Source organism: Flexivirga sp. G2 (assembly GCF_055397625.1).
In genome coordinates this window covers 2,877,946-2,901,048 of record NZ_AP039675.1, presented here as the reverse complement: position 1 = coordinate 2,901,048, position 23,103 = coordinate 2,877,946, and the positions used below count along the sequence as shown (strand labels likewise).

Sequence of the window (23,103 nt, the reverse complement as noted above, 5' to 3'; positions counted from 1 at the left end):
CCGTGATCAACCGCCTTGACCTGCGTGGTGCGGCGCTGCGCGATCTGGATGCCCGCACCCTGCGCAACACGCTGCCCCGAGCCGAACTCGACGTGGAAGCCGCACTCGACATCGTGCGCCCCATCTGCGAGCAGGTGCATAGCGGCGGCGTCGAGGCCGTGCTGGATCTGGACGAGAAGTTCGACGGCGTGCGGCCTGCGTCGCTGCGCGTGCCGGGCGACGTCATCACCGCGGCGCTCGACCAGCTCGACCCGGCCCTGCGGGACGCCCTGAACGAGTCGATCCGGCGCGCGCGCATCGTGCACGGGGCGCAGCGGCGTACCGAGAGCGTGACCGAGGTGGTCCCCGGGGGGACGGTCACCGAACGACACGTGCCGGTGGAACGGGTCGGCCTCTACGTGCCCGGTGGGCAGGCCGTCTACCCCAGCAGCGTGATCATGAACGTCGTGCCGGCGCAGATCGCGGGTGTCGGATCGCTCGCCGTCGCCAGCCCGCCGCAGCGCTCCAACACCGGGGTCTTCGTCGGTTACCCCGATCCGACGATCCTGGCGGCGTGCGCACTGCTAGGTGTCGACGAGGTCTACGCCGTCGGCGGCGCGCAAGCGGTCGCGATGTTCGCCTACGGCGTGCTCGACGGCGCGGGGGAGACCGTCTGCGAGCCGGTCAACCTCGTCACCGGCCCCGGAAACGTCTATGTCGCCGCCGCGAAACGACTGCTGCTGGGCATCATCGGCATCGACGCCGAGGCCGGCCCCACCGAGATCGCGATCCTCGCGGACGAGACCGCCGACGCGCAGCTCGTCGCAGCAGACCTGATCAGCCAGGCCGAGCACGACGAACTCGCCGCTTCGGTGCTGGTCACCGACAGCGAGGAGCTGGCCACGGCGGTCGAGCAGGCGCTGGCGGAACGGGTCGCGAACACCAAGCACGTCGAGCGCGTCCGCACTGCCCTCGCCGGGCCCCAGTCGGGCATCGTCCTGGTCGACGGTGTCGACGAGGGTGTGCGCGTGGTCGATGCGTACGCCGCCGAGCACCTGGAGATCCAGACCCGCGACGCAGCGGGTGTGGCCGCCCGGATCCGCAACGCCGGCGCCATCTTCGTCGGTGACTACGCCCCGGTCAGCCTCGGCGACTACGCGGCCGGGTCCAACCACGTGCTGCCGACGGGTGGCTGCGCCTGTCACAGCGGCGGCCTGTCGGTGCAGTCGTTCCTGCGCGGGATCCACGTCATCGACTACTCCCGTGAAGCGCTCGCGGACATCGCCGACACGGTGGTGACCCTGTCGACCGCCGAGGACCTGCCGGCGCACGGTGCCGCCGTCACCGCACGATTCGAAGCGAAATGACGTCGCTGCAGGAGCTGGTCCGCCCCGAGCTGCAAGGCCAGACCCCGTATGGCGCTCCACAGCTCGACGTGCCGGTCGCGGTCAACACCAACGAGTCGTCATACGGCGTCCCGCAGGAGGTCGTCGACCAGATCACGCGCGACGTGACGGCGGTCGCCGCTTCGCTCAACCGCTACCCGGATCGCGAATTCGTCCGGTTGCGAGAGCTTTTGGCGTCATACCTGCAACGCACCACCGGTGAACAGGTGACTGCGGAGCAGATCTGGGCGGCCAACGGCTCGAACGAAGTGCTGCAGCACATCGTGCAGGCGTTCGGCGGGGCCGGCCGCACCGCGCTCGGTTTCACCCCTTCCTACTCGATGCACCCACTGATCAGCGGGCGCAACGGCACGGCGTGGGTCGACGGCCTGCGTGACGCCGACCCGACGTCCTTCGACATCGACGGCGACCTGGCCGTGGAGCAGACCCGGCGCCACGACCCCGAGCTGATCTTCCTGTGTTCCCCTAACAACCCGACCGGGACCGCGCTCGAGCTCGACACCGTCCAGCGGGTGTATGACGCCACGGACCGGGCGATCGTCGTCGTCGACGAGGCCTATACCGAGTTCTCCCGACCCGGCACACCGAGCGCGGTGTCGCTGCTGCCCGGGCGCGACCGCCTGGTGGTGAGCCGGACGATGTCGAAGGCATTCGCGTTCGCCGGGGCCCGTCTCGGATACCTTGCGGCGACACCGGAATTCACCGATCTGCTGCGGTTGGTGCGGTTGCCCTACCACTTGTCCTCGGTGACGCAGGCGGTCGCGTGCGCGGCACTGGAGCACACCGAGACGATGCTGGCCATGGTCGACCGCATCAAGACCACCCGCGACGAACTCGTCGCCGGCTGCGCCGAACTCGGGTTGCACCCGGTGCCGAGCGACGCCAACTTCGTGCTGGTCGGCGGTTTCGAGGACGCGGCCGCCACCTGGCAGGCACTGCTGGACCACGGTGTGCTGGTGCGTGATGTCGGCATTCCGCATCACCTGCGCATCACCGCGGGCACCCCGGAGGAGAATCACGCCGTGCTGCGAGCATTGAACGCAGTGACGAACACGCGGGTCGAGTAGCTCGCGAGGGACGAGCGAGCGTATCGAGACTCTGGAAGATTCGAGGAGAAGTCGATGACTGACAACCGCACCGCGCACATCGAGCGGGCGACCAAGGAGAGCCGGATCGACCTGTCGGTCGACCTGGACGGCACCGGCGCGAGCGAGGTGTCGACCGGGGTGCGCTTCTACGACCACATGCTCGAGAGCTTCGCCAAACACAGCCTGATCGACCTGCGGGTGAAGGCGACGGGCGACCTCGACGTCGACGCGCACCACACCGTGGAGGACACCGCGATCGTGCTCGGCCAGGCCGTGCGCGAGGCGCTCGGCGACAAGAGCGGGATCTCCCGATTCGGTGACGCCACAGTGCCATTGGACGAAGCGCTGGTCCACGCGGTCGTCGATGTCGCCGGCCGCCCCTACGTCGTCCACACCGGTGAGCCCGAGGGCCAGGTCTACGCGATCATCGGTGGCACCTACACCGGGTCGCTCACCCAGCACGTGCTGGAGAGCTTCGGTCACCATGCGGCGATCGCACTGCACGTGCGGGTGCTCGCCGGCCGAGACCCGCACCACATCGTGGAGGCACAGTTCAAGGCCGTCGCTCGGGCGCTGCGTGCCGCGATCGCGCGGGATCCGCGCGTCGACGGCATCCCGAGCGCCAAGGGAGCGCTGTAAACCGCATGCCTCGTGGCTCCGCACGACGTTCCGGCGTGCTGCTGCTGCACGGGGACGTCAAGAGCGCAACGGCTTGGTTGCGACAGGGGGTCGTGCCGTCATACGTCGTGCCGCTCGCCGGCTGGACCGCAGTCGTGCCCGGCGGCCCGTCGCAGGCCGGGAAGCCGTATGACGACGCGGTCCGCCTCCTGCTCGCGCGCCGCGTCCCGAGTCGGATGCGCGCGGCGATCGGGTTCTTCCGGCTGGACGAGCGCGCCGTGGTCGTGGTGCATCCGCGCGGTTGGCGGGCGATGACGCGCTGGCTGGTCTGGGAGCGTGGCGACGGTGTGTCCGGGCTGCCCGGACTGCCGGCCGCGCGACCGGGGGACATGGCGATGGCTGCCGGAGTCGTCCCCGAGTCGGTGCGTGCGCTGCGGGACATCCTGACCGACCGGGCCGCGCTGCTCGACGACGTGCTCGCGGATCTGATGGGCGCCCTGGCGTTGCCCGGCGAACGGTTGCTGGGCGGTCAGGTGAAGGACGCCGAGGGCGCCGTACTCGTGGAGCCGACGACGAAAGCCGTCGAACGCTTCGCGCGAGTCACCAAGGAAGACAAAGAGATCCGAACCGAGTTGGAGCAGCTGTGACCCGACAGATCGTGGTGCTCGACTACGGGAGCGGCAACGTGCGCTCCGTCGTGCGGATGCTCGAGCGGGTCGGCGCGGAAGTCTCGTTGACCGCCGACCGGCAGGCGGCGCTGCGTGCGGACGGACTCTACGTGCCCGGGGTCGGGGCATTCCACGCGTGCATGACCGGACTTCGCGCGGCCGGCGGGGCGGAGATCATCGCCGAACGGCTGCGACTGGAACGCCCGGTCCTCGGTGTGTGTGTCGGATTCCAGGTGCTCTTCGACGGATCGACCGAACCGACCTCCGTTCAGCCCCCGCCGCCCGGTCTGGGTCACTTCGCGGGCGTCGTCGAACGCCTCGACGCTCCGGTCGTGCCGCACATGGGATGGTCGCACGTCACCCCGGCCCCCGGGTCGGTGTTGCTCGACGGCGTGGGCGACCAGCGCTTCTACTTCGTCCACTCGTATGCCGCCCGACAGCTTCTTTCGAGCCGGGTCGGCGGTGCGCCGCAGGTGACCACGGCCGAGCACGGTGGTTCCTTCGTCGCAGCCGTCGAGGACGGCGTCCTGGCCGGCACGCAGTTCCACCCGGAGAAGTCCGGTGACGCCGGCGCGCACCTGGTGCGCAACTGGTTGCAGAGCATCTGACCCGCCCGAGAAGTACGCATTACGAGGAGTTTTCGATGGTTGACCAATCTCCGCGCCTGGAGTTGCTGCCGGCTGTGGACGTGGCCGGTGGACAGGCGGTGCAACTCGTGCAGGGTGTCGCGGGCACCGGCGGCGAATTCGGTGATCCCTTGGCGGCAGCGCTCGCGTGGCAGGACGCGGGCGCCGAATGGTTGCACCTCGTCGATCTGGATGCCGCGTTCGGGCGCGGCAGCAATGCGGATCTGCTGCGCGGCATCGTCGGACGGCTCGATCTGAAGGTCGAGCTCTCGGGCGGCATACGTGACGAAGCATCGCTGACCGCCGCCCTGGCCACGGGGTGCCGCCGAGTCAACCTCGGCACCGCCGCGCTGGAAGACCCGGAGTGGACCGCGCACGCGATCGCCGAGCACGGGGACCGCATCGCCGTGGGCCTCGATGTCCGCGGCACCACGCTCGCCGCTCGTGGTTGGACGCAGGAGGGCGGCGACCTCTGGGAGACGCTCGACCGGCTCGACCGTGAGGGATGTGCGCGGTATGTCGTGACGGACGTCGCCAAGGACGGCATGCTGCAAGGCCCGAACCTCGCGTTGCTGCAGGACGTGTGCCGACGCACGGACCGACCCGTGGTTGCCTCGGGCGGTGTCTCCACTCTGGACGACATCCGTGCCCTGCGCGAGCTCGTGCCGGTCGGTGTCGAGGGCGCGATCGTCGGATCCGCGCTCTACAAGGGGGCTTTCGAGCTGACGGACGCACTCGACCTCGCGGGCCGCCCGGAGGGCGCCGCATGAGTGACGGCCACCTCCCACACGCCGACTCGGCCGGGCAGACCTTCTCGGGTCGGTCCCTCGCCGGAACCGGCTTCGATGACGACGACGGCTCGGTTCCCGAGGCTCTCGCCGCAGCTTTGCGGACACCGACGGACGAGGCCGCGCTGATGGCAGCCTTGTCCGAGTCCCGGTTGCTGGTGCCTATCGTGGCCGCCCTCGCCGAGGTCGACGAGTCCGGCGATCTGCCGGTCGAGAAGAGTACCGATATGGCGGTGGTGACGCTGGAGTCGCCGAGCGGCGAGCGGGCCCTGCCCGTCTTCACCGATCTCGCTGCGCTCGCCGCCTGGGACCCGGAGGCACGGCCCTCTCCGGTGCGCGCCGACCTGGCCGCACAGGCGGCGATCTCGGAGCAGTGCGACGTGATGGTGCTCGATGTCGCCACCCGCTCGTTGGTGCTGCGGCCGAGCATGGTCTGGGCACTGGCCCAGCGGCAGTCGTGGCAGCCGGCACACCTGGATGATCATGTGCACCAAGCGATTTCGCAGGCAGTCCGCAGCGAGACGGATGTCGCGGATGTGCGTTGCGAAGCGGGCGAGGCGCCCGGTGAGCTCCGCGTCGTGCTCGTCGTGCAGCCGGGCCTCACCCAGCAGGAACTGCAGGCCCTGGCCCGCCGGGTCGGTGAGCGCATCGCCACCGACGGCGAGACCAGGGCTCGCATCGACGGGCTGGCCTTCTCGATCGTGTCCGCGGGGTCCTGACCGCGGCGGGCCGCCCGGAGCGGCGACTCAGTGCGTCGTGGGCAGGTCGGCCCGGGCGCGCTTAGGCAGCAGGAAGGTGAGCCCGAACGCGAGCACCACTGCGCCGATCGCGGCCCACGTGGTCACCTGCGTGGCGTGCCCGAAGAGATCAGTGCGCGAGTGTGCCCGACCGTCGGTGTCGCCGAAGAAGATGGTGCCCAGCACCGCCACGCCGAGCGCGCCACCGATCTGCTGGACCGCGGTCATCGAGCCGGATGCGGATCCGGACTCGTGGTCGTCGACGCCGCTCAGGACGATGTCGAAGAAGGGCGTCATCGCCATACCCATGCCGAGGCCGATGAGGACCAGCGCCGGGGCCAGGCGCAGCGCGTCGATGGACGCGCCGGACCAGCCGATCGTGGCGATCATCGTGATCAGTCCGGCGATCACCACGACATACCCGACGTGCATCAAGGTCCGGCCCAGCTTCGCGGCGAGCGGTTGGGCGACGCCGAAGCCGACCATCATCGCCAGCGCTTGCGGAATCGCGCTCAGTCCCGCCTGCAAGGGCGTGTAGTCCAGGCCCAGTTGCAGGTAGAGCGTCAGGACCAGCGACGAACCCATCAGGGCACTGAAGAAGGCCAGTCCGGTGATCAGCCCGCCGGTGAAGGCGCGCTTGGTGAACAGGCTGGGCACCACGAGGGTGGAACGACCGGACCGGTCCCGGCGGCGCTCGACGATTCCGAAGGCGACGAACGCGATGACGGCCAGCACGATCATGGCGAAACACCAGAGTGGCCAACCGTGTTCGCGTCCCTGCACCAGTGGGTAAACCAGCAGGAACATCCCGGCACCGGCGAGTATGACGCCGGGGACGTCGAGACCCAGGCCGCGGTCAGGACGATTTCGCGGCAGGTAGCGGACGGCTCCCACGATCCCGAGGATGCCGATCGGGATGTTGATCGCGAAGATCGCGCGCCAGCCCAGCCCGACCAGGTCTGCGTCGATCAGCCAGCCGGCGAGGATCGGACCGCCGACCGCACCGAGTCCCATGATCGGTCCGAAGGCGCCGAATGCCTTCGCGCGTTCCTCGGGCGGGAACATCTCGTTGATGATGCCCAGACCCTGCGGCAGCAGTGTCGCCCCGAGCAATCCCTGCAGCACGCGACTGGTGATCAGCATCGTCGGGTCCTGCGCGGCCGCGCACAACAGTGAGAAGAGGGTGAAACCGGCCATCCCGACGAGGAACATGCGCTTGCGGCCGAACATGTCACCGAGCCGGCCACCGATGAGCAGGCCGGCGGCCATGGCGAGGGTGTAGCCGGCGGAGAGCCACTGGATCGTGGTGGCCCCGCCGCCCAGGTCGTGGGTGATGGTCGGCCCGGCGATGCTGGTGACCAGCGAGTCGAGCAGGTCCATCACCTCGGCGCACAGCACGACCAGCAGCGCGATCCAGCGCCATCGATAGGTGGGTGGCCGCTGGTCCGGGGTCTTCGGGGGAGCAGCTTGGACAGTCATGAGGCACGTCCTTTCGGAGAACGGATGGTGCGGACGATGTGGTGGCGGCGGCGGTTCCGCGGTGGACGAACAGTGTTCGTGATGCGACGAACACTGTTCTACGCGCGAACAGTGTTCGTGTCAAGTACAGTGTTCGTATGACGACGGACGGCCTCCCACCCGCACCCTGGCGCGCGCCCCGCAAGGCGGCCGCACGCCGCGATCGTCCCGCGCTCAGCCGCGACGCGATCGTCGCGAAGGCGGTGGAGATCATCGACGCCGAGGGCGTCGACGCGGTCAGCATGCGGCGCATCGCGACCGAGCTGGGCACCGGACCCGCCAGCCTCTACGCGTATGTCGCAGGCAAGGACGAATTGCTCGCTGCGGCATACGAATTGGTGATGCAGGAGTTGGAGGTCCCGAACCCCGACCAGGCATGGCAGGACGTCGTCCGACAGTGGGCGATCGGGACCTACGAGCTACTGGGCCGGCATCGGGATCTGGCCAAGCTCAGCTTCGCCGACATCCCGACCGGGCCGCAGGCGTTGAACGTCGTCGAGGTGTTGCTCACCGCGATGATCGGTCAGGGGGTCGCCCCGCACGACGCGGCCTGGCTGATGGACCGGCTGGCTCTCTATCTGGGAGCGGATGCGTTCGAGGGCTACCTGCTGCAGCAGCGGTTCAACGCGGCGGATGCCGGCGCCGCCAAGGCCGCCGGCCGCGAGTGGCTGGACCAGGTGCGCCAGTTCTTCGAAGCACTGCCGAAGGACCGCTATCCGACGCTGACCGCCAACCTGCCGCCGATGATATCCGGCGACGGGGACGAGCGCTTCATGTACGGCGTCGACCTGATGATCGCGGGCGTCGAGGCGCGCAACCCTAGCTCGACGAAGGCGCGGCGGTCGCGTCCCCCGAAGCGGTCGTGACCTGCGTCCAACGTTCACGCGTCCACTCGTCGACCTGCGCCCACTGGTCGAGCAGCCACGGCTGGAGCGCGGACGGTGACGGGGGCTGGATCAGTGAGAGCGTCACCTCGACCGGCTGACGGAGCGGCACGCTGGACCAGATGGAGCGCACCGAATGCAGACCCTCCAGGCCGCGCTGTGCCGCCAGCACACACCGCAGGCCAGGGCGTATGGCGAGCAGCCGTGCTGCGCCACCGGAACGCGGCGGCAGGACAGCAGGATGCGCCCGCATCCAATCCGCTTCATCCCCAGTAGCTTTCGCCACCTGCGCCCGCCAGCGTGGCGGGGTCCAGTTGCGCCCCTCCGGGAAGAGCAACAGCGCGTCGCCGGGCTCGGTGGCGGCGACGAAGTCCCGCAGACCGCGATCCCGCTCGTCCGCGCCGACCCTGCGCGGTGGCAGGAAATGTGCGCCGAGCCGACCGAGCACCAGATCGATCGCCGCGTCCCACAACAGGAAGCGCTTGAGCAGTACGCGCGGCACCCGCCCCAGCCGGTAGGTGAGCAGGTAGGCGATCAACGGCGAGTCGCCGACGCCGGCATGCCGTGCCAGCACGAGCAGCGGAGCCGGTTCGTCGACGAGCGCGGGGTCGACCGTGACGTTCAGCCGGAGGCCCGCGACCCGCTCCGCGGTCTGCTCGACGCGGTGCAGGACGCGCCCGACGAGGTCGACGTGATCCGCCTGCCAGCGGTCGGCCGGTCGGCGGCCGATGCGATGCACCAGCCAGAGTCGCCAGGCGCCGACGACCACGGACAGGTCGGCTGCGACAGCCGCCGCGAGCATGATCAGCACGCGTACGAAACGCCTTCTCTTCCCGAGTGATTGGAGGATGAGGGCGACGCCGGTGCATGCCGCGAGAGCGAGGAGCGTCGCGATAGCCAGCACCACCTGGATGGGATGACAGATCGTGCGGCGGACGATCCGCGGTGGCACCGGGATGCTCACACGCCGCCCCGGTTGGCGCTGTCGAGGTAGCGGGAGGCGGCGTCATACGAACGGTCGATGCGCGCCTCCACGAACGCCCGGTTCATGTGCAGCAGTGAGACGGCGGGTGCGTCGTCGGCGCCGGTGGGCAGCACGTGCACGGTGACGTCGTCCGGCGCGGACGCGAGCTCCTCGAGGTAGCGGTGCCGGCGGGCGATCTCGAAGGTCACCTGGCCGACCTGCCAGGGCCACCGCGGCGGCCTGAGTGGCTGCTCGACCCGACCGACCTGCAGCACGTAGATCTCGGTCGCGCCGAGTGTGACCGCGCGACCGACCGGGATCGAGTGGACCAGGCCGCCGTCGAAATAATGCTCGTCGCCGATCTGCATCGGCGGGAACAGCCCGGGGACCGCACACGACGCGGCGATCGCCTCCGGCAGTGGTCCGGTCGAGAACCATTGGGAGACAGCGCGTTCGACGCTCGCGGCAACGCACTGGAATGGCACGGGCAGTTCCTCGAAGGTGCCCACCGGAAGCTCACGACGCAGGATGCGCAGCATCGGACCGGGGGAGTAGAGGTGCGTCCGCAGCCGGCGGAACGGCGCGCGCCGCCGCTGTCGGCCGCCGTCGCGGTCCTCCGGTGTGCCGAGCAGGAGCCGCTCGTTGCCGAGTGACCCCCACAGCTCGACGAGCCGCTCGACACCGTCGGACGTCGGGTCGGCCGCGACGAACGAACCGTTGATCGCCCCGATGCTGGTGCCCAGCACCAGATCCGGCCGGATGTCGCGGCGGACCAGCGCCCGCAGCGCACCGATGTGCGAAGCCCCGAGAACCCCGCCGCCGCCGAGCACGAACGCGGTCCTGCGGGGTGCGTCGGTGCTCATCGGGCTGGTGGAGTTCTCGGGGCTGATGCCGTGCGGTGCAGCGATCAGAGGTTGATCATGTGGCCGACGATGCCCTCGACGGCTTCCTTCATCGCCTCGGAGAGCGTCGGGTGAGCGAAGACGTTGCGCGCGACCTCGTCGGCGGTCAGGTCCCACTTCTGCGCCAGCGTCAGCGCGGGCAGCAGCTCGGTGACCTCGGGGCCGATGAGGTGGGCGCCCAGCAACTCGTTGTGCGCGGCATCGGCGACGATCTTCACGAAGCCGGCGGTCTCCGCCATACCGCGGGCCTTGCCGTTGGCGGAGAACGGGAACGACGCGGTCTTCACGTCATACCCCTTGTCCTTGGCCTGCTGCTCGGAGTAGCCGAAGGAGGCGATCTGCGGCTGGCAGAAGGTCGCCCGCGGGATCATGTCGAAGTCGATCTCGACGGTCTCGGCTCCGGCGATGGTCTCGGCGGCGACGACTCCCATCGCCTCGGCCGTGTGCGCCAGCATGAGCTTGCCGGTGACGTCACCGATCGCGTAGACGCCGTCGACATTGGTGCGTCCGCGCTCGTCGACGGCGATGGCCCCGCGGTCGGTCAGCTGCACACCGGTGGCGTCCAGACCGTAGCCCTCGACGCGAGGCGCGAAACCGATGGCCTGCAGCACCTTGTCGGCCTCGAGCACCGTCGAGTCGCCGCCGGCGGCGGGGGAGACGGTCACCGTGACCGGACCCGAGCCGGAGTCCTCGATCTTCTCGACCTTGGTCGACAGCATGACCTTCACGCCGAGCTTCTTGTAGTGCCGCAGCAGTTCCTTGGACACGTCGGCGTCCTCGGTCGGCACCATCCGGTCGAGGAATTCGACGATCGTCACGTCCACGCCGTAGTTGGAGAGCACGTAGGCGAACTCGACGCCGATCGCACCGGAGCCGGCGATGATGATCGACTTCGGGAGGTTCTCGGTGAGGATCTGCTCCTCGTAGGTGACGACGCGCTCGGACAGCTGCGTGCCCGGGATCAGCCGGGTCTGGGCGCCGGTGCCGATGATGACGTTGTCGGCCGTCACGGTGTCGCTGCCGCCCGCGGTCAGCTCGACCTGGATGGTGTGTGCGTCGGTGAACGTGCCGGTGCCCTCGATCTCGGTGATCGAGTTCTTCTTCATCAGGTAGTGCACGCCCTTGGCGCTGGCGTCCGCGACGCCGCGGCTGCGCTTCCAGGCCGTGCCGAAGTCCATCGAGACATCGCCGGAGATGCCGAAGGTCTTGGCCTCCTTGGTCAGGATGTGCGCGATCTCCGCGTTGCGCAGCAGCGCCTTGGACGGGATGCAGCCGACGTTGAGGCAAACACCGCCCCAGTACTGCTTTTCGATGATGGCGGTCTTGAGGCCGAGTTGGCTCGCGCGGATCGCTGCGACATACCCACCGGGGCCTGCACCGAGGACGACGACGTCAAAGTGTTGTGCCACGCTTCGTAACGATAGCCCTACCGCAGCAGCTCCAACGCAAGCGGTGCGTCCACCACGAGCCGGTTGATCTTCCGGCCCGCGATGGCGGCGCGCACGACCGGTGCGCGGCCGACACCGGTGACCAGGCCGATGACGGTCGGTATGCCGATCAGCTGCTCGTCCGACAGCGTGATGATGCGATCGGCCAGGCCGCCCTCGACGCAGTTGCCGGCCGCATCGATGAAGACCCCGCTGATCTCGCCGATCGCGCCGGCCTTGCGCATGGCCGTGCGCTCGGGGCCGGTCGCCAGGTCGAACAGGGTGGACTCGCCGGCGGCCCAGCCGCCGATGCCCACCACGGCGAAGGTGACCTCCGGAATGTGCGATGTCGCTTCGCTGACGCCCGGTTGTCGCCGCAGCATGCGTGCGCTGTCCGGATCCGCCGCGACGAGCGGTGCGTAGAAGTGGTGTGCCGTGCCGCCGCTGAGGTTGGCCGCGGAACGCACCAGGTCGACCGGTGAGTGCAGGTCGGGGATGGCCAGTGCTCCGGACAACTGCACGATCGGCACGGGCGGCAGGCTGCGCAGCGCGCCGACGGTGGCCGCAACACTGCGGGACCAGGGCAGGCCCAGCACATCGTTCGCGGTCAGCAATCGGGTCAGCTCGGCCGCTGCCACCGCGCCCAGGTCCCGCCGGGTCTCACCGGCCGACTGACCGTCGTGACTGCGTACGACGAGGGCTCCGTCGATCCCGAGACCTTCCGAAAGCTGTTGGGACAGTGCGTAGTCCACGCTCGGCTCGCCCAGGATCTCGATCCGGACGATTCCCCTGGCGCGCGCCGTCTCGAGGAGACGCGCGACCTTGAAGCGGGACAGCCCCAGGTCCTTGCCGATGTCGACCTTCGACTCGTCCTGCAGATAGAAGCGGCGGGCGACGGCCGCGAGGAGTTCGCGGTCACGGTCGCCGTCGGTGCGTTGGAGCGGCGTCGGACTCGCCGTGCCGTCAGGTCGCGTCGTCATTTCTCACTCGTCCTTCGGAACAACCCCACGGGCGTGTTGGCTGTGCCACACTACTACTCATCTGCGCACCAAGGCGCTCATTTGAGCAATCAGGAGGACGCATGACTGCTCGCAGGAGACGGATCGTCGCCGTCGCTGCCGGAGCCGTTGCGATGACCACGGTGACCGGCTGCGGCGCGGCCGCCGGGTGGGGCGGCGGCGGAGGTGGTGGCGGCAGCAACACCATCAACGTGCTGATGGTCAACAACCCGCAGATGATCGATCTGCAGAAGCTGACCAACAAGTACTTCACGAAGCAGACCGGCATCAAGGTCAACTACACCGTGCTTCCCGAGGACGACCTGCGTGACAAGGCCAGCCAGGAGTTCTCCTCGCAGGCGGGCCAGTACGACGTCGCGACGCTCTCGAACTTCGAGGTGCCGATCTACGCCAAGAGCGGCTGGATCGCACCGATGGACTCCTATCTCGCCAAGGACCCGGGCTTCGATCAGCAGGACATTCTGCCCTCGATGCGAGCGGCGCTGAGTGTCAAGGGGAAGGTGTATGCCGAGCCGTTCTACGGCGAGTCGTCCTTCCTCATGTACCGCAAGGACGTGCTGGCCAAGAAGGGCATCACGATGCCGGCCAAGCCGACCTGGCAGCAGGTGGCCAAGATCGCCGCCCAGATCGACAACCGCAAGGGGATGCGCGGCATCTGCCTGCGTGGTCAACCGGGCTGGGGGCAGGTCTTCGCGCCGCTGACGACGGTGGTCAACACCTTCGGCGGCACCTGGTTCACCAAGGACTGGCAGGCGCAGGTCAACGCACCGGCATTCAAGGAGGCGACGAACTTCTACGTCGATCTCGTGCGCAAGCACGGTGAGCCGGGCGCCGCGCAGGCCGGCTTCACCGAGTGCCTGAACGACCTGACGCAGGGCTCGGTGGCCATGTGGTACGACGCGACCTCGGCCGCCGGGTCGCTGGAGGCCAACGGCAGTCCGGTGAAGGGCAAGATCGGTTACGCACCGGCGCCGGTGGTCAAGACCAAGAACTCCGGGTGGCTCTACTCCTGGGCCTGGTCCATCGAGTCGGCGAGCTCCAAGAAGGACGCGGCGTGGAAGTTCATCTCCTGGGCGAGTGGCAAGGGCTACGCCAAGGAGGCCGCCGACACGTTCGGGTGGTCACAGGTGCCGTCGGGCTTCCGTACCTCGCTGTATGCCGACCCGCAGTACCTCAAGGTCGCCAAGTCGTTCGCCACCCCGACGCTGAACGCCATCAAGACGGCGGACCCGAACAACCCCGGCGTCCAGCAACGCCCGGTCCCGGGCATCCAGTTCGTCGACATACCCGAGTTCACCAACCTCGGCACCGAGGTGAGTCAGGACATCAGCTCCGCGATCGCCGGGAAGATGTCGGTCGACAGCGCGCTGAACAAGGGCCAGGAACGGGCGCAGGACGTGGCGGCCGATTACCGCAGGAGGGCCGGGAAGTGAGTAGCGCAGTCGACAGCGGCGCCGTGACCTCGACGCCGCAGCAACCGAAGAAGCCGAGCAAGGCCCTCGCCAAGTCGGGTGCCTGGGCGAGGCGGGCACCCCTGCTGCCCGCCCTGGTCTTCATGATCATCGTCACCCAGATCCCGTTCGTGGCGACGCTGGTCATCTCCTTCATGCACTGGAACGCCTACTACCCGAACGATCGCGGTTTCGCCGGCGTCGACAACTTCAAGGCGGTCCTGACCGACGTCGACGCACGCTCGGCGATCCTGGTCACCATCGGCCTGACCGTCGGAGTGGTGCTGATCAGTCTGGTCCTGGGCCTGGCGATCGCGCTGCTGTTGGATCGCAAGTTCCGTGGGCGCAGCGTCGCACGCACCCTGATGATCACGCCGTTCCTCATCGTGCCGGTCGCGGCCGCGCTGTTGTGGAAGCACGCGCTCTACAACGCGCAGTACGGCCTCTTCAACGGTGTGCTGAAGTGGATCCTCGGCGACAACGCACCCCAGCCGGACTGGATCAGCGACCATCCATTGATCGCGATCGTCGTCTCACTGGTCTGGCAGTGGACGCCCTTCATGATGCTCATCCTGCTCGCCGGACTGCAGAGCCGGCCGATGGACGTGGTGGAAGCCGCGCGGATCGACGGCGCGTCGAGCTGGCAGATCTTCACGAACATGACGTTGCCGCACCTGCGGCAGTACATCGAGTTGTCCGGTCTGCTCGGGGCGATCTACATCGTCCAGAACTTCGACTCCGTCTTCACCATCACCTCGGGTGGTCTCGGCACGGCGAACCTGCCGTACTACATCTACCAAACCTTCTATTCCGCACACGATTACGGCACCGCGTCCGCCGCGGGCGTCATCGTGGTCATCGGCACGATCATCATCGCGACCTTCGCGCTGCGCACCGTGCTGAGCCTGTTCCGGGAGGAGACTCGCTAATGACTACCGTCAAGGAGGCCCAGGCCGGGCCGCAGATGCAGGTCGCAGGCGGGAAGAAGAAGCGCACCGGAGTGCTGCTGACCGGGGCGACGTGGATCATCTCCGTGTTGTTCGTCTTCCCCGTCGTCTGGATGATCTGGACGTCGTTCCACTCGGAGACCGACGCCGCGACCAACCCGCCGAAAGTGTTGTCATCGTTCAGTGTTCAGGGCTACAAGTCGTTCTTCGGCAGTAACCCCTGGCCGCCGATCCTCAACTCTCTCACCGCCAGCATCATCAGCACGATCCTGGTGCTGTGTCTGGCACTGCCCGCGGCATACGCCCTGTCGATCCGGCCGGTGAAGAAGTGGAGCGACGTGCTCTTCTTCTTCCTGTCCACCAAGTTCATGCCGGTCGTCGCGGCGCTGCTGCCGGTCTATCTGTTCGCCGAGAAGATCCACTTCCTGGACAACATCTGGTTGCTGGTCATCCTCTACACCTCGATGAACCTGCCGATCGCGGTGTGGATGTTGCGATCCTTCCTCGCCGAGATCCCGGCGGAGATGCTGGAGGCCGCCCAGGTCGACGGCGCCGGCCTGCTGCGGACACTGCGCGAGATCATCGCACCGGTCATCATGCCCGGCATCGCGTCGGCGGCGTTGATCTGCTTCATCTTCAGCTGGAACGAATTGCTCTTCGCGCGTGTGCTGACCGGCACCCGGGCGGAGACGGCGCCGGTGTTCCTGACCGGGTTCGTGACCAGTCAGGGTTTGTTCCTGGCGCAGGTGTGCGCGGCGTCGTTCGTCGTCTCGCTGCCCGTGCTCGCGGCCGGCTTCGCCGCGCAGGACAAGCTCGTCCAGGGCCTCTCCATGGGCGCGGTACGGTGACCCGGATGGCTACCAAATTGTCTGCAGCCACTGTTGATTCGCTCGACCCGCGAGTGGTGGTGCCGTCATACGACCGATCGGCACTCAGCACCGGCATCGTCCATCTGGGCGTCGGCGGCTTCCATCGCGCACACCAGGCGATGTATGTCGACGCGCTGCTGTCCGACGGCGAGGCCCGCGACTGGGCCTTCACCGGGGTCGGCGTGCTGCCCAAGGACGACCGGATCGTGGAGACCCTCAACGCACAGGACGGGCTCTACACGCTGGTCATCAAGCACCCCGACGGGCGCTTGGAACCACGGGTGATCGGGTCGATCCGCGAGTTGCTGCACGCACCGACGCAGCCCGACGCGGTACTGGAGGTGATGAGTGACCCGGCGATCCGGATCGTGTCGCTGACGATCACCGAGGGCAGCTACCTGGTCGATCAGGTGACGGGTGAGTTCGACCCGCACCATCCGTCGATCCAGCCGGATCTGGTCGAGAACGCCGTCCCGACAACGGCATTCGGCTTCATCGTCGAGGCGTTGCGCCGCCGCCGTGCGGCCGGTGTCGCACCATTCACGGTGATGACGTGTGACAACCTGCCCGGGAACGGTGACGTCGCGCGGGGCACGATCACCGCGTTCGCGAAGCTGAAGGACGCCGACCTGGGGGAGTGGATCGCGCAGAACGTGTCCTTCCCCAACTGCATGGTCGATCGGATCACACCGGTGACGACGCCGGAGGACATCGAACGGCTGGCGGACGAGTTCGGCATACAGGACGGTTGGCCGGTGGTCACCGAGCCGTTCACCCAGTGGGTGCTCGAGGACGAATTCCCCACGGGCCGACCGCCGTTGGACGATGCCGGGGTGCAGGTCGTCCCGGACGTGATGCCCTACGAGTTGATGAAACTGCGATTGCTCAACGCCAGTCACCAGGCGCTGTGCTACCTCGGGTACCTCGCCGGCTACCGCTACGCGCACGAGGTCGCGCAGGACGAGGAGTTCGCGCGGTTCCTGCTCGGCTACATGAAGCACGAGGGTGAGCCGACGCTGCCCGAGGTGCCCGGCGTGGACCTGACGGCATACGAGCAGGAGTTGGTCGCGAGGTTCGCCAACCCGGAGATCCGCGACACGCTCGCGCGGTTGTGCGCCGAGAGCAGCGATCGCATCCCGAAGTGGTTGGTGCCGGTGATCCGCGAGGACCTGGCAGCAGGTCGGCCGGTCGAACGTGCGGCGCTCGTCGTCGCGTCCTGGGCGCGGTATGCCGAGGGCGCCGACGAGCAGGGCGAGCCGATCGACATCGTCGACCACCGCAAGGAGCAGGTGATGGCGGCCGCCGCGAAGCAGGACGAGGACCCGCTCGCCTTCATCCGCGACCCCAGCCTGTTCGGTGATCTGGCCGAGCAGACCTCGTTCACGACGCCCTACCTCGCTGCGCTGAAGTCGTTGCACGACAACGGCGCTGCGGCCACCCTCCGGGAGACGATCGCTCGCCTCGGCGACTGACCTACTTGAAGAGCTCCTCGCCGATGTAGTGGCCGGACTTCGGCGACGGGGGTATGGCGAACAGGCCCGACCCGACGTGCTTGACATATTCGTTGAGCAGGTCGGCGGCGCCGAGCTTGCGCTGCAGCTGCACGAAGTGCGCCGGGTCGTTCTGATACGAGACGAAGAGCAAGCCGGCGTTGAGCTGGCCGAACTCGTTGATGCCGTCGGTGTAGTTGTAGCCCCGCCGCAGGATCTTGATGCCGCCATTGTTCTCATGTGCGGCCAGCGCGATGTGCGAGGTCGAGGCGATGACCGGGGCGCCGTCTTTGCCCTTGGCACCGAAGTGCGGGGTGTCGTGCTCGGTCTTGCCGGTCAACGGCTCGCCCTGCATCTTCCCGCGGCCGAAGATGTGCTCCTGGTCGCTGACCTGGTCCGCGTCCCAGACCTCGATGTTCATCTCGATCTTGCGGACCACTTGATAGCTGCCACCGGTCATCCAGTCGGCGTCCTTCAACCAGACGAACTTGTCGAAGTCGGCTGCCGTGGTGATATTGCGCGTGCCGTCCTTGAAGCCGAAGAGGTTTCGCGGGGTCTGCTGGCCCTTGCCGGCTGACGCTCGGCCGAATCCCATGACGGACCAACGGGTTTGGACGACGTCTCGCGCCATACGGGCCATGTTGCGGATGGCGTGGTAGCAGACCTGCGGGTCATCGGCGCAGACCTGCACGGAGAGATCGCCGTCGCTGGTCGCCGCCGTCAGGTTGTCGCTCGGCAGCGTCGGCAACTTGTGCAGCAGGCGCGGACGCTTGGCGGCCAGGTCGAAGCGCTCGTCGAAGAGCGAGGGCCCGAGCCCGATCGTCACGGTGAGACTCGCGGCGTCCAGGCCGAGAGCCTCACCGGTGTCGCCGCCGACTCCGGCAGCGGACTGCGGCTGGACCTGGCCGATCGGCTGAGCGCGCATCAGCTGTGCGCTCGCTGCCGTCCACCGTGCCAACAGCGACTGCAGGTCGGTCTTCAGCGCGCCGTCGCTCATGTCGAACGTCATGAAGATCGAGTAGCGCTGCGGCGGCGTCCGGATGCCGACCGGTTCGGCCTGGTCGTAGTACGGGTACTGCGTCGTCAGGTCGATGGCGTCCTTGTCGGCGGCTTCCGCGGGATTGGCGCGGGAAGCGTCCAGGCCCCAGGAACCGCCGACCGCGAGCGCACCGACGGCCGCCCCGCCGACCGCACCCTGGAAGAGGCGACGGCGGGGGAGTCCGGCGTGCGCTGCGGTGTTCTGCTGTTCGCTGTTCAACCTGCGGTCGCCACCTTCTGTGCGATGCGGGACAACGGGTCCTGCAGCGCCTGGACCTTCTTGCTCAGCTTCGCGGCGTCGGTCTTGCGCAGCTGCGGCGTCCAGGCGGCGAAGCCGCCGAGTGCCTTGCCGTCGCGGTACGGGGTCAGCGAGTCGGTCACGATGGTGAACTGCTTGCTGACGTTCTTGGTGAGCGCGGGGTCGATCTTCTGCAGGCCGGGCTTGAGGAAGGCGAAGGCCTGCTGGGCGCCCTCGACGTTCGAGGCGAAGTCGGACAGGTCGGTGTGGCTGTACTTCTCCTCCTCGCCCTTGATCTTGTTGGTCTGCACTTCCTCCAGCAGACTCGCCGCACCGTTGGCCAGGTCCTCCGGTTTGTACGTGACGCCCTTGACCAGGCCGGCCAGTTTGGCGACGTTCGTGTGCAGTTCCTTGGCGTACTTCTTGGTCTGCGGGGTGATCTTGCCGTTCTTCCAAAGGTCGCGCTCGACGGCGTGGAACCCGTGCCAGCCGACCTTCGGATCGAGGTTCGACTCGCGCATGTCGATCAGGTAATCGAGGTTGCCGGCGTTGTCGCCCGGCTTGAAGCCCGGAAGCACGAAACCACCGACGTCGGACTCGATCTTCTCGTAGAACGGACGCGCACCGGCATACGCCTTCTTCGCACCCGCGAGGTCACCCTTGTCGACCTCGGTCTGCAGGGTCTTGACCGCCGTGACCATGTCGGTCGCGTTCTGGTCGACGAACTTCGCGTAACCCTGGGTGCCGGTCTTCAGCAGTGCCGACGTCGAACCGTTGCCGACGGCCGCAGCCTTGCCGGTGACCGTGAAGGGAACGTTCTCCTTGTCGGCGCCGGGGCAGTAGAGCTGGTACTTCCCGCCGGACAGCGTCGCGGTGAACTTCACCGGCGCCAGCCCGGGGGCGAGATTCTCCTTCTCGCCGAGGATCCGCTGGTCGCTCTGCAACTCGATCTCGTTGATCGCGGTGGCGTCCTTGTTGGTCACCGTGAACGTCACGGGGCCGGCGGGTGCCGACGTGTGGTCGACCTCGCAGCCACCTGCGGACGTGAGATTGACCTTCACCTGGGCCGCGCCGCCCGACACCGGTGCTGCGGCGCCCTTGGCCGAACCCTCGGACTTGTCGCCGGCTGCGCTCTTTCCGCCGCCACTCGAGGAGGACGACCCGCACGCGGCGAGGGTGAGCGCGAGAGCAACGGCGGCGCCCGATCCAGCGACGTGACGGATGGTGGACCTGCGGTGGCTATGCATGTGCTGAGCTCCTTGACGGATGCGGGGCTGGGCCACTGGCAGGCTTGCCGGTGGCGTGGGCACGACGTCGCGAGCGGAGCGCGACGACAACGAGTGCTGCGGCTGCGAAGAGCAGCGCGAGGGGGACGAACCGTCCCCAGAAGTTCGCCGAATCGCGTTCGCCGGCAAAGTGATTCAGCTTCGCCGAGAAGTCATCGACGTATGACGGGGCGACCGACCAGGACCCGGCGGGGGCGGTGACGCCGGCGGGGACCTTCGCGCCGGGCGCAACGGTCATCGTGCGTGCGGTCGTGAGACCGCCGCCGGTGAGCGTGACGCTGGTGCGGGAGGTGCGGTTGGCGTCATACACGCGACCGTGGCTGGTCCAGACGTCGAGTGTGTCGGTCATGTTCCAGGCCGCCTGGTAGGGGCCGGGGTTGACGTTGGGGTCCACGCCGACCGGGACGCGACCGCCGTTGAGCGCACTGACCTGCGCGAGGGTGAGCGTCGTCGGTGCGCTGCCGCCCGTGCCGCCCGTGCCGCGCGCTGGCGCGCCGGTCAGGTGCCGGGTGCGCACCCCGGAGACGATGGTGGATCCCTTCGACTGCAGGTCGACGTCCGCGCCGGTGGAGGTGCGCAGGGTGTGGCCGCTGAGTTCGATGCTGCCCGCGGGGGAGCCGGTGCTGTCGACCACCGGCACCTTGCGGGCAGTGGACAGGCCGGCCGACGGGGTCGCGAGGAAGGCGACGATCGCGCCGACGACGCATGCGGCGGCAAGGCCGTACTTCAACCGTGCACTCTGTATGGCGTCGGGACGATGGGCGGCCGGCCAGAACGCGATCAGCGCCATCGGTATGACGAACAGGAACCACCCGAGCACCTCGACCACCCGCGGGTCGGCCGGTATGCCGAGGACTCCGGTGAAGACGGCACTGCGGATCGAGCCGACGGGCGCCAGCCAGTGCAGGTCGACGGTCCGCCCCTGGCCGGCGTTCAGCCAGCCCGCTTCGTGCGCGGTGCGCAGTGCGGTGACGACCAGGCCGGCAGCGATGAGGATGAGGAAGACACTGGTGCCCTTGAAGAACTTGCCGAGGTTGATCGAGACGCCGCCGGTGTAGAGGCCGACACCGAGCAGCACCGCGGCGCCGATTCCGAGCACGGCACCGGCGATCGCACTGCCGGTGTTGGTTGCCGCCTGGAAGGTCGCCAGCATGAAGACCGCCGACTCGAAGCCCTCCTTGAGGACGGCCAGGAAGGCCATGATCACCATCGCCCGCGCGGTGCCCTCGCCGAGCGCGCTCTGTGCCGCGGACTCGATCTCCCGCTTGAGGCCGCGGGAGTGCTTGCTCATCCAGATGATCATCCCGGTGACGAAGACGACGGCGACCCCGCCGATGATCGTCTCCATCATCTCCTGCTGCCGTTGTGGCAGGGCGGACTCGATGACCTTGAGCGCGATGCCGACGGCGATGCTGATCGCCACGCCGGCGCCCACGCCGAGCCACATGGCGGTGAGCCGGTGACCGTTCTTCTTCAGGAACGCGGCGATGATGCCGACGATCAGGGCTGCTTCGAGACCTTCGCGCAGGCCGATCACGAATGTCGCGAGCACCGGGGACCTCTCTGAGGATTAGGCAAGCCTTAACTAAGCAGGTCGAGCATAGACGCTGCGTCCGATACGGCAAATCCGGCCATCCTTGCGGGGGTCGGACCGGATAGCCTCGCGTCATGTTGGTTGCCGGAGTCGACAGTTCGACACAGTCCTGCAAGATCGTGGTGTGCGATGCGGCGACCGGCCGCATCGTTCGCGAGGCGAGAGCGAGTCATCCGGACGGGACCCAGGTGAGCGCGGCTGCCTGGTGGACGGCATTCCAGGAAGCCCGCGCCGGGGGCCTGCTGGACGACGTCCGCGCCATCGCCGTCGGTGGCCAGCAGCACGGCATGGTCACTCTCGACGAGTCGGACGAACTCGTGCGCGACGCGATGCTCTGGAACGACACCAGCTCGGCACCGCAGGCGGCACGCCTGGTCGACGAGTTCGGTGGTGCCCCTGCCTGGGTCGACGCTGTCGACCTGGTCCCGGTCGCCAGTTTCACCGGCACCAAGTTGCGCTGGCTCGCCGAGCGCGAACCCGAGAACGCTGCACGGACCAGCACCGTGGTGCTGCCGCACGATTGGCTCACCGGCCGGATCCTCAAGGACGGTAACGGTTTTCAGGAGTGGACAACGGATCGCGGGGATGCCTCGGGGACGGCCTACTGGTCCCCGGTGTCCGGCGAATACCGGCACGACCTGCTCGAGCGGGCCTTCGGACGAGAGGTGCGAGTGCCGCGTGTCGTCGGCCCCTCCGAAGCTGCCGGTCGTACGGCGGACGGCATGCTCGTCGCAGCCGGCACGGGAGACAATGCCGCGGCGGCGCTCGGTCTGGCCATCGAACCCGGTGACGTGGTGGTCTCACTCGGCACCAGTGGAGCGGTCTTCACGGTGCACGACCGGCCGGTCGGTGACGTCAGTGGGGCGGTGGCCGGGTTCGCGGACGCGACCGGGCGGCACCTGCCGCTGTTGGCGACGCTCAATGCGGCCCGCGTCCTCGTGGCGGCCGCGAGCACGCTCGATGTCGATCTGGCCGGCCTGGACGCGCTCGCGGCGCGGGCGCCGATCGGTGCCGACGGGCTGACGTTGCTGCCCTACCTCGACGGCGAACGCACCCCGAACCTGCCGACGGCGCAGGGCACCCTGGCCGGCATCACCCGCGCGAACTCGACCCCTGCGCACCTGGCCCGGGCGTATGTCGAGGGAATGCTGTGCAATCTGAAGGGCTGCATCGACGCGCTCGCGCGCAATGACATCCGGGCCCGTCGGGTGTTGCTCATCGGAGGTGCGGCCGCAGCCGGCACGGTTCGAGCGGCGGCCGCGGACATCTTCGGCGTACCGGTGCTGGTGCCGCACCCGGGGGAGTATGTCGCGCTGGGTGCCGCGCGGCAGGCCGCGTGGGCGCTTTCCGGCGATGCGGCGCCGCCGGAGTGGGACGTTCCGGTTGCGGCGACCGTCGAACCGTCGGACCCCGACGCCGGGGCGGTGGCTGCCGGGCGGTACCGGGACCTGGTCGATGCGACGCACCCGGGGGCGGTCGTCCGCTGAGTGGCCCGGGCATGACGAAGCCGACCGCTCCTGCCCTGCTGTGAAGGGCTCGAGCCGGTCGGCTTGTCAGGTATTCGGT

21 protein-coding genes are annotated in these 23,103 nt (G+C 68.3%); 13 read left to right on the top strand and 8 right to left on the bottom strand.

The features are described from left to right. Positions 1-2: 2 nt before the first annotated feature. The 7 genes from hisD to ACZ50J_RS14025 are packed head-to-tail and all read left to right on the top strand — an operon-like array spanning position 3 to position 5,892. Positions 3-1,346: a histidinol dehydrogenase gene (hisD, locus tag ACZ50J_RS14055; RefSeq protein ID WP_464297774.1), complete on the top strand. Its 1,344-nt coding sequence runs from the start codon at positions 3-5 to the stop codon at positions 1,344-1,346. After that, positions 1,343-2,452 carry a histidinol-phosphate transaminase gene (locus tag ACZ50J_RS14050; RefSeq protein WP_464297773.1) on the top strand — a complete coding sequence of 370 codons (1,110 nt, stop codon included), beginning with the start codon at positions 1,343-1,345 and terminating at the stop codon, positions 2,450-2,452. The genes hisD and ACZ50J_RS14050 overlap by 4 nt, the downstream gene beginning before the upstream one ends. Positions 2,453-2,506: 54 nt before the next feature. After that, the gene (gene hisB, locus ACZ50J_RS14045; protein ID WP_464297772.1) at positions 2,507-3,112 is read left to right on the top strand and encodes an imidazoleglycerol-phosphate dehydratase HisB; all 606 of its coding nucleotides are present in this window, start codon (positions 2,507-2,509) and stop codon (positions 3,110-3,112) included. A 5-nt stretch (positions 3,113-3,117) separates the two neighbouring features. Beyond that, positions 3,118-3,738, top strand: a complete 621-nt coding sequence (locus ACZ50J_RS14040; protein ID WP_464297771.1) for a hypothetical protein — start codon at positions 3,118-3,120, stop codon at positions 3,736-3,738. Continuing rightward, positions 3,735-4,367, top strand: a complete 633-nt coding sequence (hisH, locus tag ACZ50J_RS14035) for an imidazole glycerol phosphate synthase subunit HisH (protein WP_464297770.1) — start codon at positions 3,735-3,737, stop codon at positions 4,365-4,367. Before ACZ50J_RS14040 ends, hisH begins: the two co-directional genes overlap by 4 nt. A 35-nt stretch (positions 4,368-4,402) precedes the next feature. Then, complete coding sequence (gene priA, locus ACZ50J_RS14030; protein ID WP_464297769.1) at positions 4,403-5,155, top strand: bifunctional 1-(5-phosphoribosyl)-5-((5-phosphoribosylamino)methylideneamino)imidazole-4-carboxamide isomerase/phosphoribosylanthranilate isomerase PriA; 753 nt, start codon at positions 4,403-4,405, stop codon at positions 5,153-5,155. Further along, the gene (locus ACZ50J_RS14025) at positions 5,152-5,892 is read left to right on the top strand and encodes an SseB family protein (RefSeq protein WP_464297768.1); all 741 of its coding nucleotides are present in this window, start codon (positions 5,152-5,154) and stop codon (positions 5,890-5,892) included. The genes priA and ACZ50J_RS14025 overlap by 4 nt, the downstream gene beginning before the upstream one ends. A gap of 27 nt (positions 5,893-5,919) precedes the next feature. On the opposite strand, the gene ACZ50J_RS14020 is transcribed toward ACZ50J_RS14025, so the two are convergent. Beyond that, positions 5,920-7,389, bottom strand: a complete 1,470-nt coding sequence (locus ACZ50J_RS14020; RefSeq protein ID WP_464297767.1) for an MFS transporter — start codon at positions 7,387-7,389, stop codon at positions 5,920-5,922. A gap of 137 nt (positions 7,390-7,526) precedes the next feature. Here ACZ50J_RS14020 and ACZ50J_RS14015 point away from each other — a divergent pair, with 137 nt between their 5' ends. Further along, positions 7,527-8,294 (top strand): TetR/AcrR family transcriptional regulator C-terminal domain-containing protein, encoded by a 768-nt coding sequence (locus tag ACZ50J_RS14015; protein WP_464297766.1) that lies wholly within the window; start codon positions 7,527-7,529, stop codon positions 8,292-8,294. On the opposite strand, the gene ACZ50J_RS14010 is transcribed toward ACZ50J_RS14015, so the two are convergent. Genes ACZ50J_RS14010 through ACZ50J_RS13995 form a run of 4 tightly spaced genes read right to left on the bottom strand, consistent with a single transcriptional unit; the run spans position 8,248 to position 12,585 of the window. Further along, positions 8,248-9,276, bottom strand: a complete 1,029-nt coding sequence (locus ACZ50J_RS14010) for a lysophospholipid acyltransferase family protein (RefSeq protein ID WP_464297765.1) — start codon at positions 9,274-9,276, stop codon at positions 8,248-8,250. The genes ACZ50J_RS14015 and ACZ50J_RS14010 overlap by 47 nt on opposite strands. Continuing rightward, positions 9,273-10,139 carry a patatin-like phospholipase family protein gene (locus ACZ50J_RS14005; protein ID WP_464297764.1) on the bottom strand — a complete coding sequence of 289 codons (867 nt, stop codon included), beginning with the start codon at positions 10,137-10,139 and terminating at the stop codon, positions 9,273-9,275. Before ACZ50J_RS14005 ends, ACZ50J_RS14010 begins: the two co-directional genes overlap by 4 nt. A 44-nt stretch (positions 10,140-10,183) precedes the next feature. Next, positions 10,184-11,587, bottom strand: a complete 1,404-nt coding sequence (lpdA, locus tag ACZ50J_RS14000) for a dihydrolipoyl dehydrogenase (RefSeq protein ID WP_464297763.1) — start codon at positions 11,585-11,587, stop codon at positions 10,184-10,186. Positions 11,588-11,604: 17 nt separating this feature from the next. After that, positions 11,605-12,585 (bottom strand): sugar-binding transcriptional regulator, encoded by a 981-nt coding sequence (locus ACZ50J_RS13995; RefSeq protein WP_464297762.1) that lies wholly within the window; start codon positions 12,583-12,585, stop codon positions 11,605-11,607. A gap of 101 nt (positions 12,586-12,686) precedes the next feature. Between ACZ50J_RS13995 and ACZ50J_RS13990 the strand changes: the two genes are divergently transcribed. The 4 genes from ACZ50J_RS13990 to ACZ50J_RS13975 are packed head-to-tail and all read left to right on the top strand — an operon-like array spanning position 12,687 to position 17,363. Beyond that, positions 12,687-14,057 (top strand): ABC transporter substrate-binding protein, encoded by a 1,371-nt coding sequence (locus tag ACZ50J_RS13990; RefSeq protein ID WP_464297761.1) that lies wholly within the window; start codon positions 12,687-12,689, stop codon positions 14,055-14,057. Positions 14,058-14,080: 23 nt separating this feature from the next. Further along, a complete protein-coding gene (locus ACZ50J_RS13985) occupies positions 14,081-15,004 on the top strand; it encodes a carbohydrate ABC transporter permease (RefSeq protein WP_464301353.1) in 924 nt (307 codons plus the stop codon). Next, positions 15,004-15,870, top strand: a complete 867-nt coding sequence (locus tag ACZ50J_RS13980; RefSeq protein ID WP_464297760.1) for a carbohydrate ABC transporter permease — start codon at positions 15,004-15,006, stop codon at positions 15,868-15,870. The genes ACZ50J_RS13985 and ACZ50J_RS13980 overlap by 1 nt, the downstream gene beginning before the upstream one ends. Before the next feature lie 5 nt (positions 15,871-15,875). After that, the gene (locus ACZ50J_RS13975) at positions 15,876-17,363 is read left to right on the top strand and encodes a mannitol dehydrogenase family protein (protein WP_464297759.1); all 1,488 of its coding nucleotides are present in this window, start codon (positions 15,876-15,878) and stop codon (positions 17,361-17,363) included. A gap of 1 nt (position 17,364) precedes the next feature. Here ACZ50J_RS13975 and ACZ50J_RS13970 read toward each other — a convergent pair whose 3' ends face one another. Genes ACZ50J_RS13970 through efeU form a run of 3 tightly spaced genes read right to left on the bottom strand, consistent with a single transcriptional unit; the run spans position 17,365 to position 21,495 of the window. Further along, positions 17,365-18,639, bottom strand: coding sequence for a Dyp-type peroxidase (locus ACZ50J_RS13970; protein WP_464297758.1), 1,275 nt, complete (start codon positions 18,637-18,639; stop codon positions 17,365-17,367). Further along, entirely contained in the window at positions 18,636-19,904 is a 1,269-nt protein-coding gene (gene efeO / locus ACZ50J_RS13965) for an iron uptake system protein EfeO (protein WP_464297757.1), read from the bottom strand. The genes ACZ50J_RS13970 and efeO overlap by 4 nt, the downstream gene beginning before the upstream one ends. Then, positions 19,897-21,495, bottom strand: a complete 1,599-nt coding sequence (gene efeU / locus ACZ50J_RS13960) for an iron uptake transporter permease EfeU (RefSeq protein ID WP_464297756.1) — start codon at positions 21,493-21,495, stop codon at positions 19,897-19,899. Before efeU ends, efeO begins: the two co-directional genes overlap by 8 nt. A 116-nt stretch (positions 21,496-21,611) precedes the next feature. On the opposite strand from efeU, the gene ACZ50J_RS13955 reads away from it, so the two are divergent. Further along, complete coding sequence (locus ACZ50J_RS13955) at positions 21,612-23,024, top strand: xylulokinase (protein WP_464297755.1); 1,413 nt, start codon at positions 21,612-21,614, stop codon at positions 23,022-23,024. Positions 23,025-23,103: the final 79 nt, after the last annotated feature.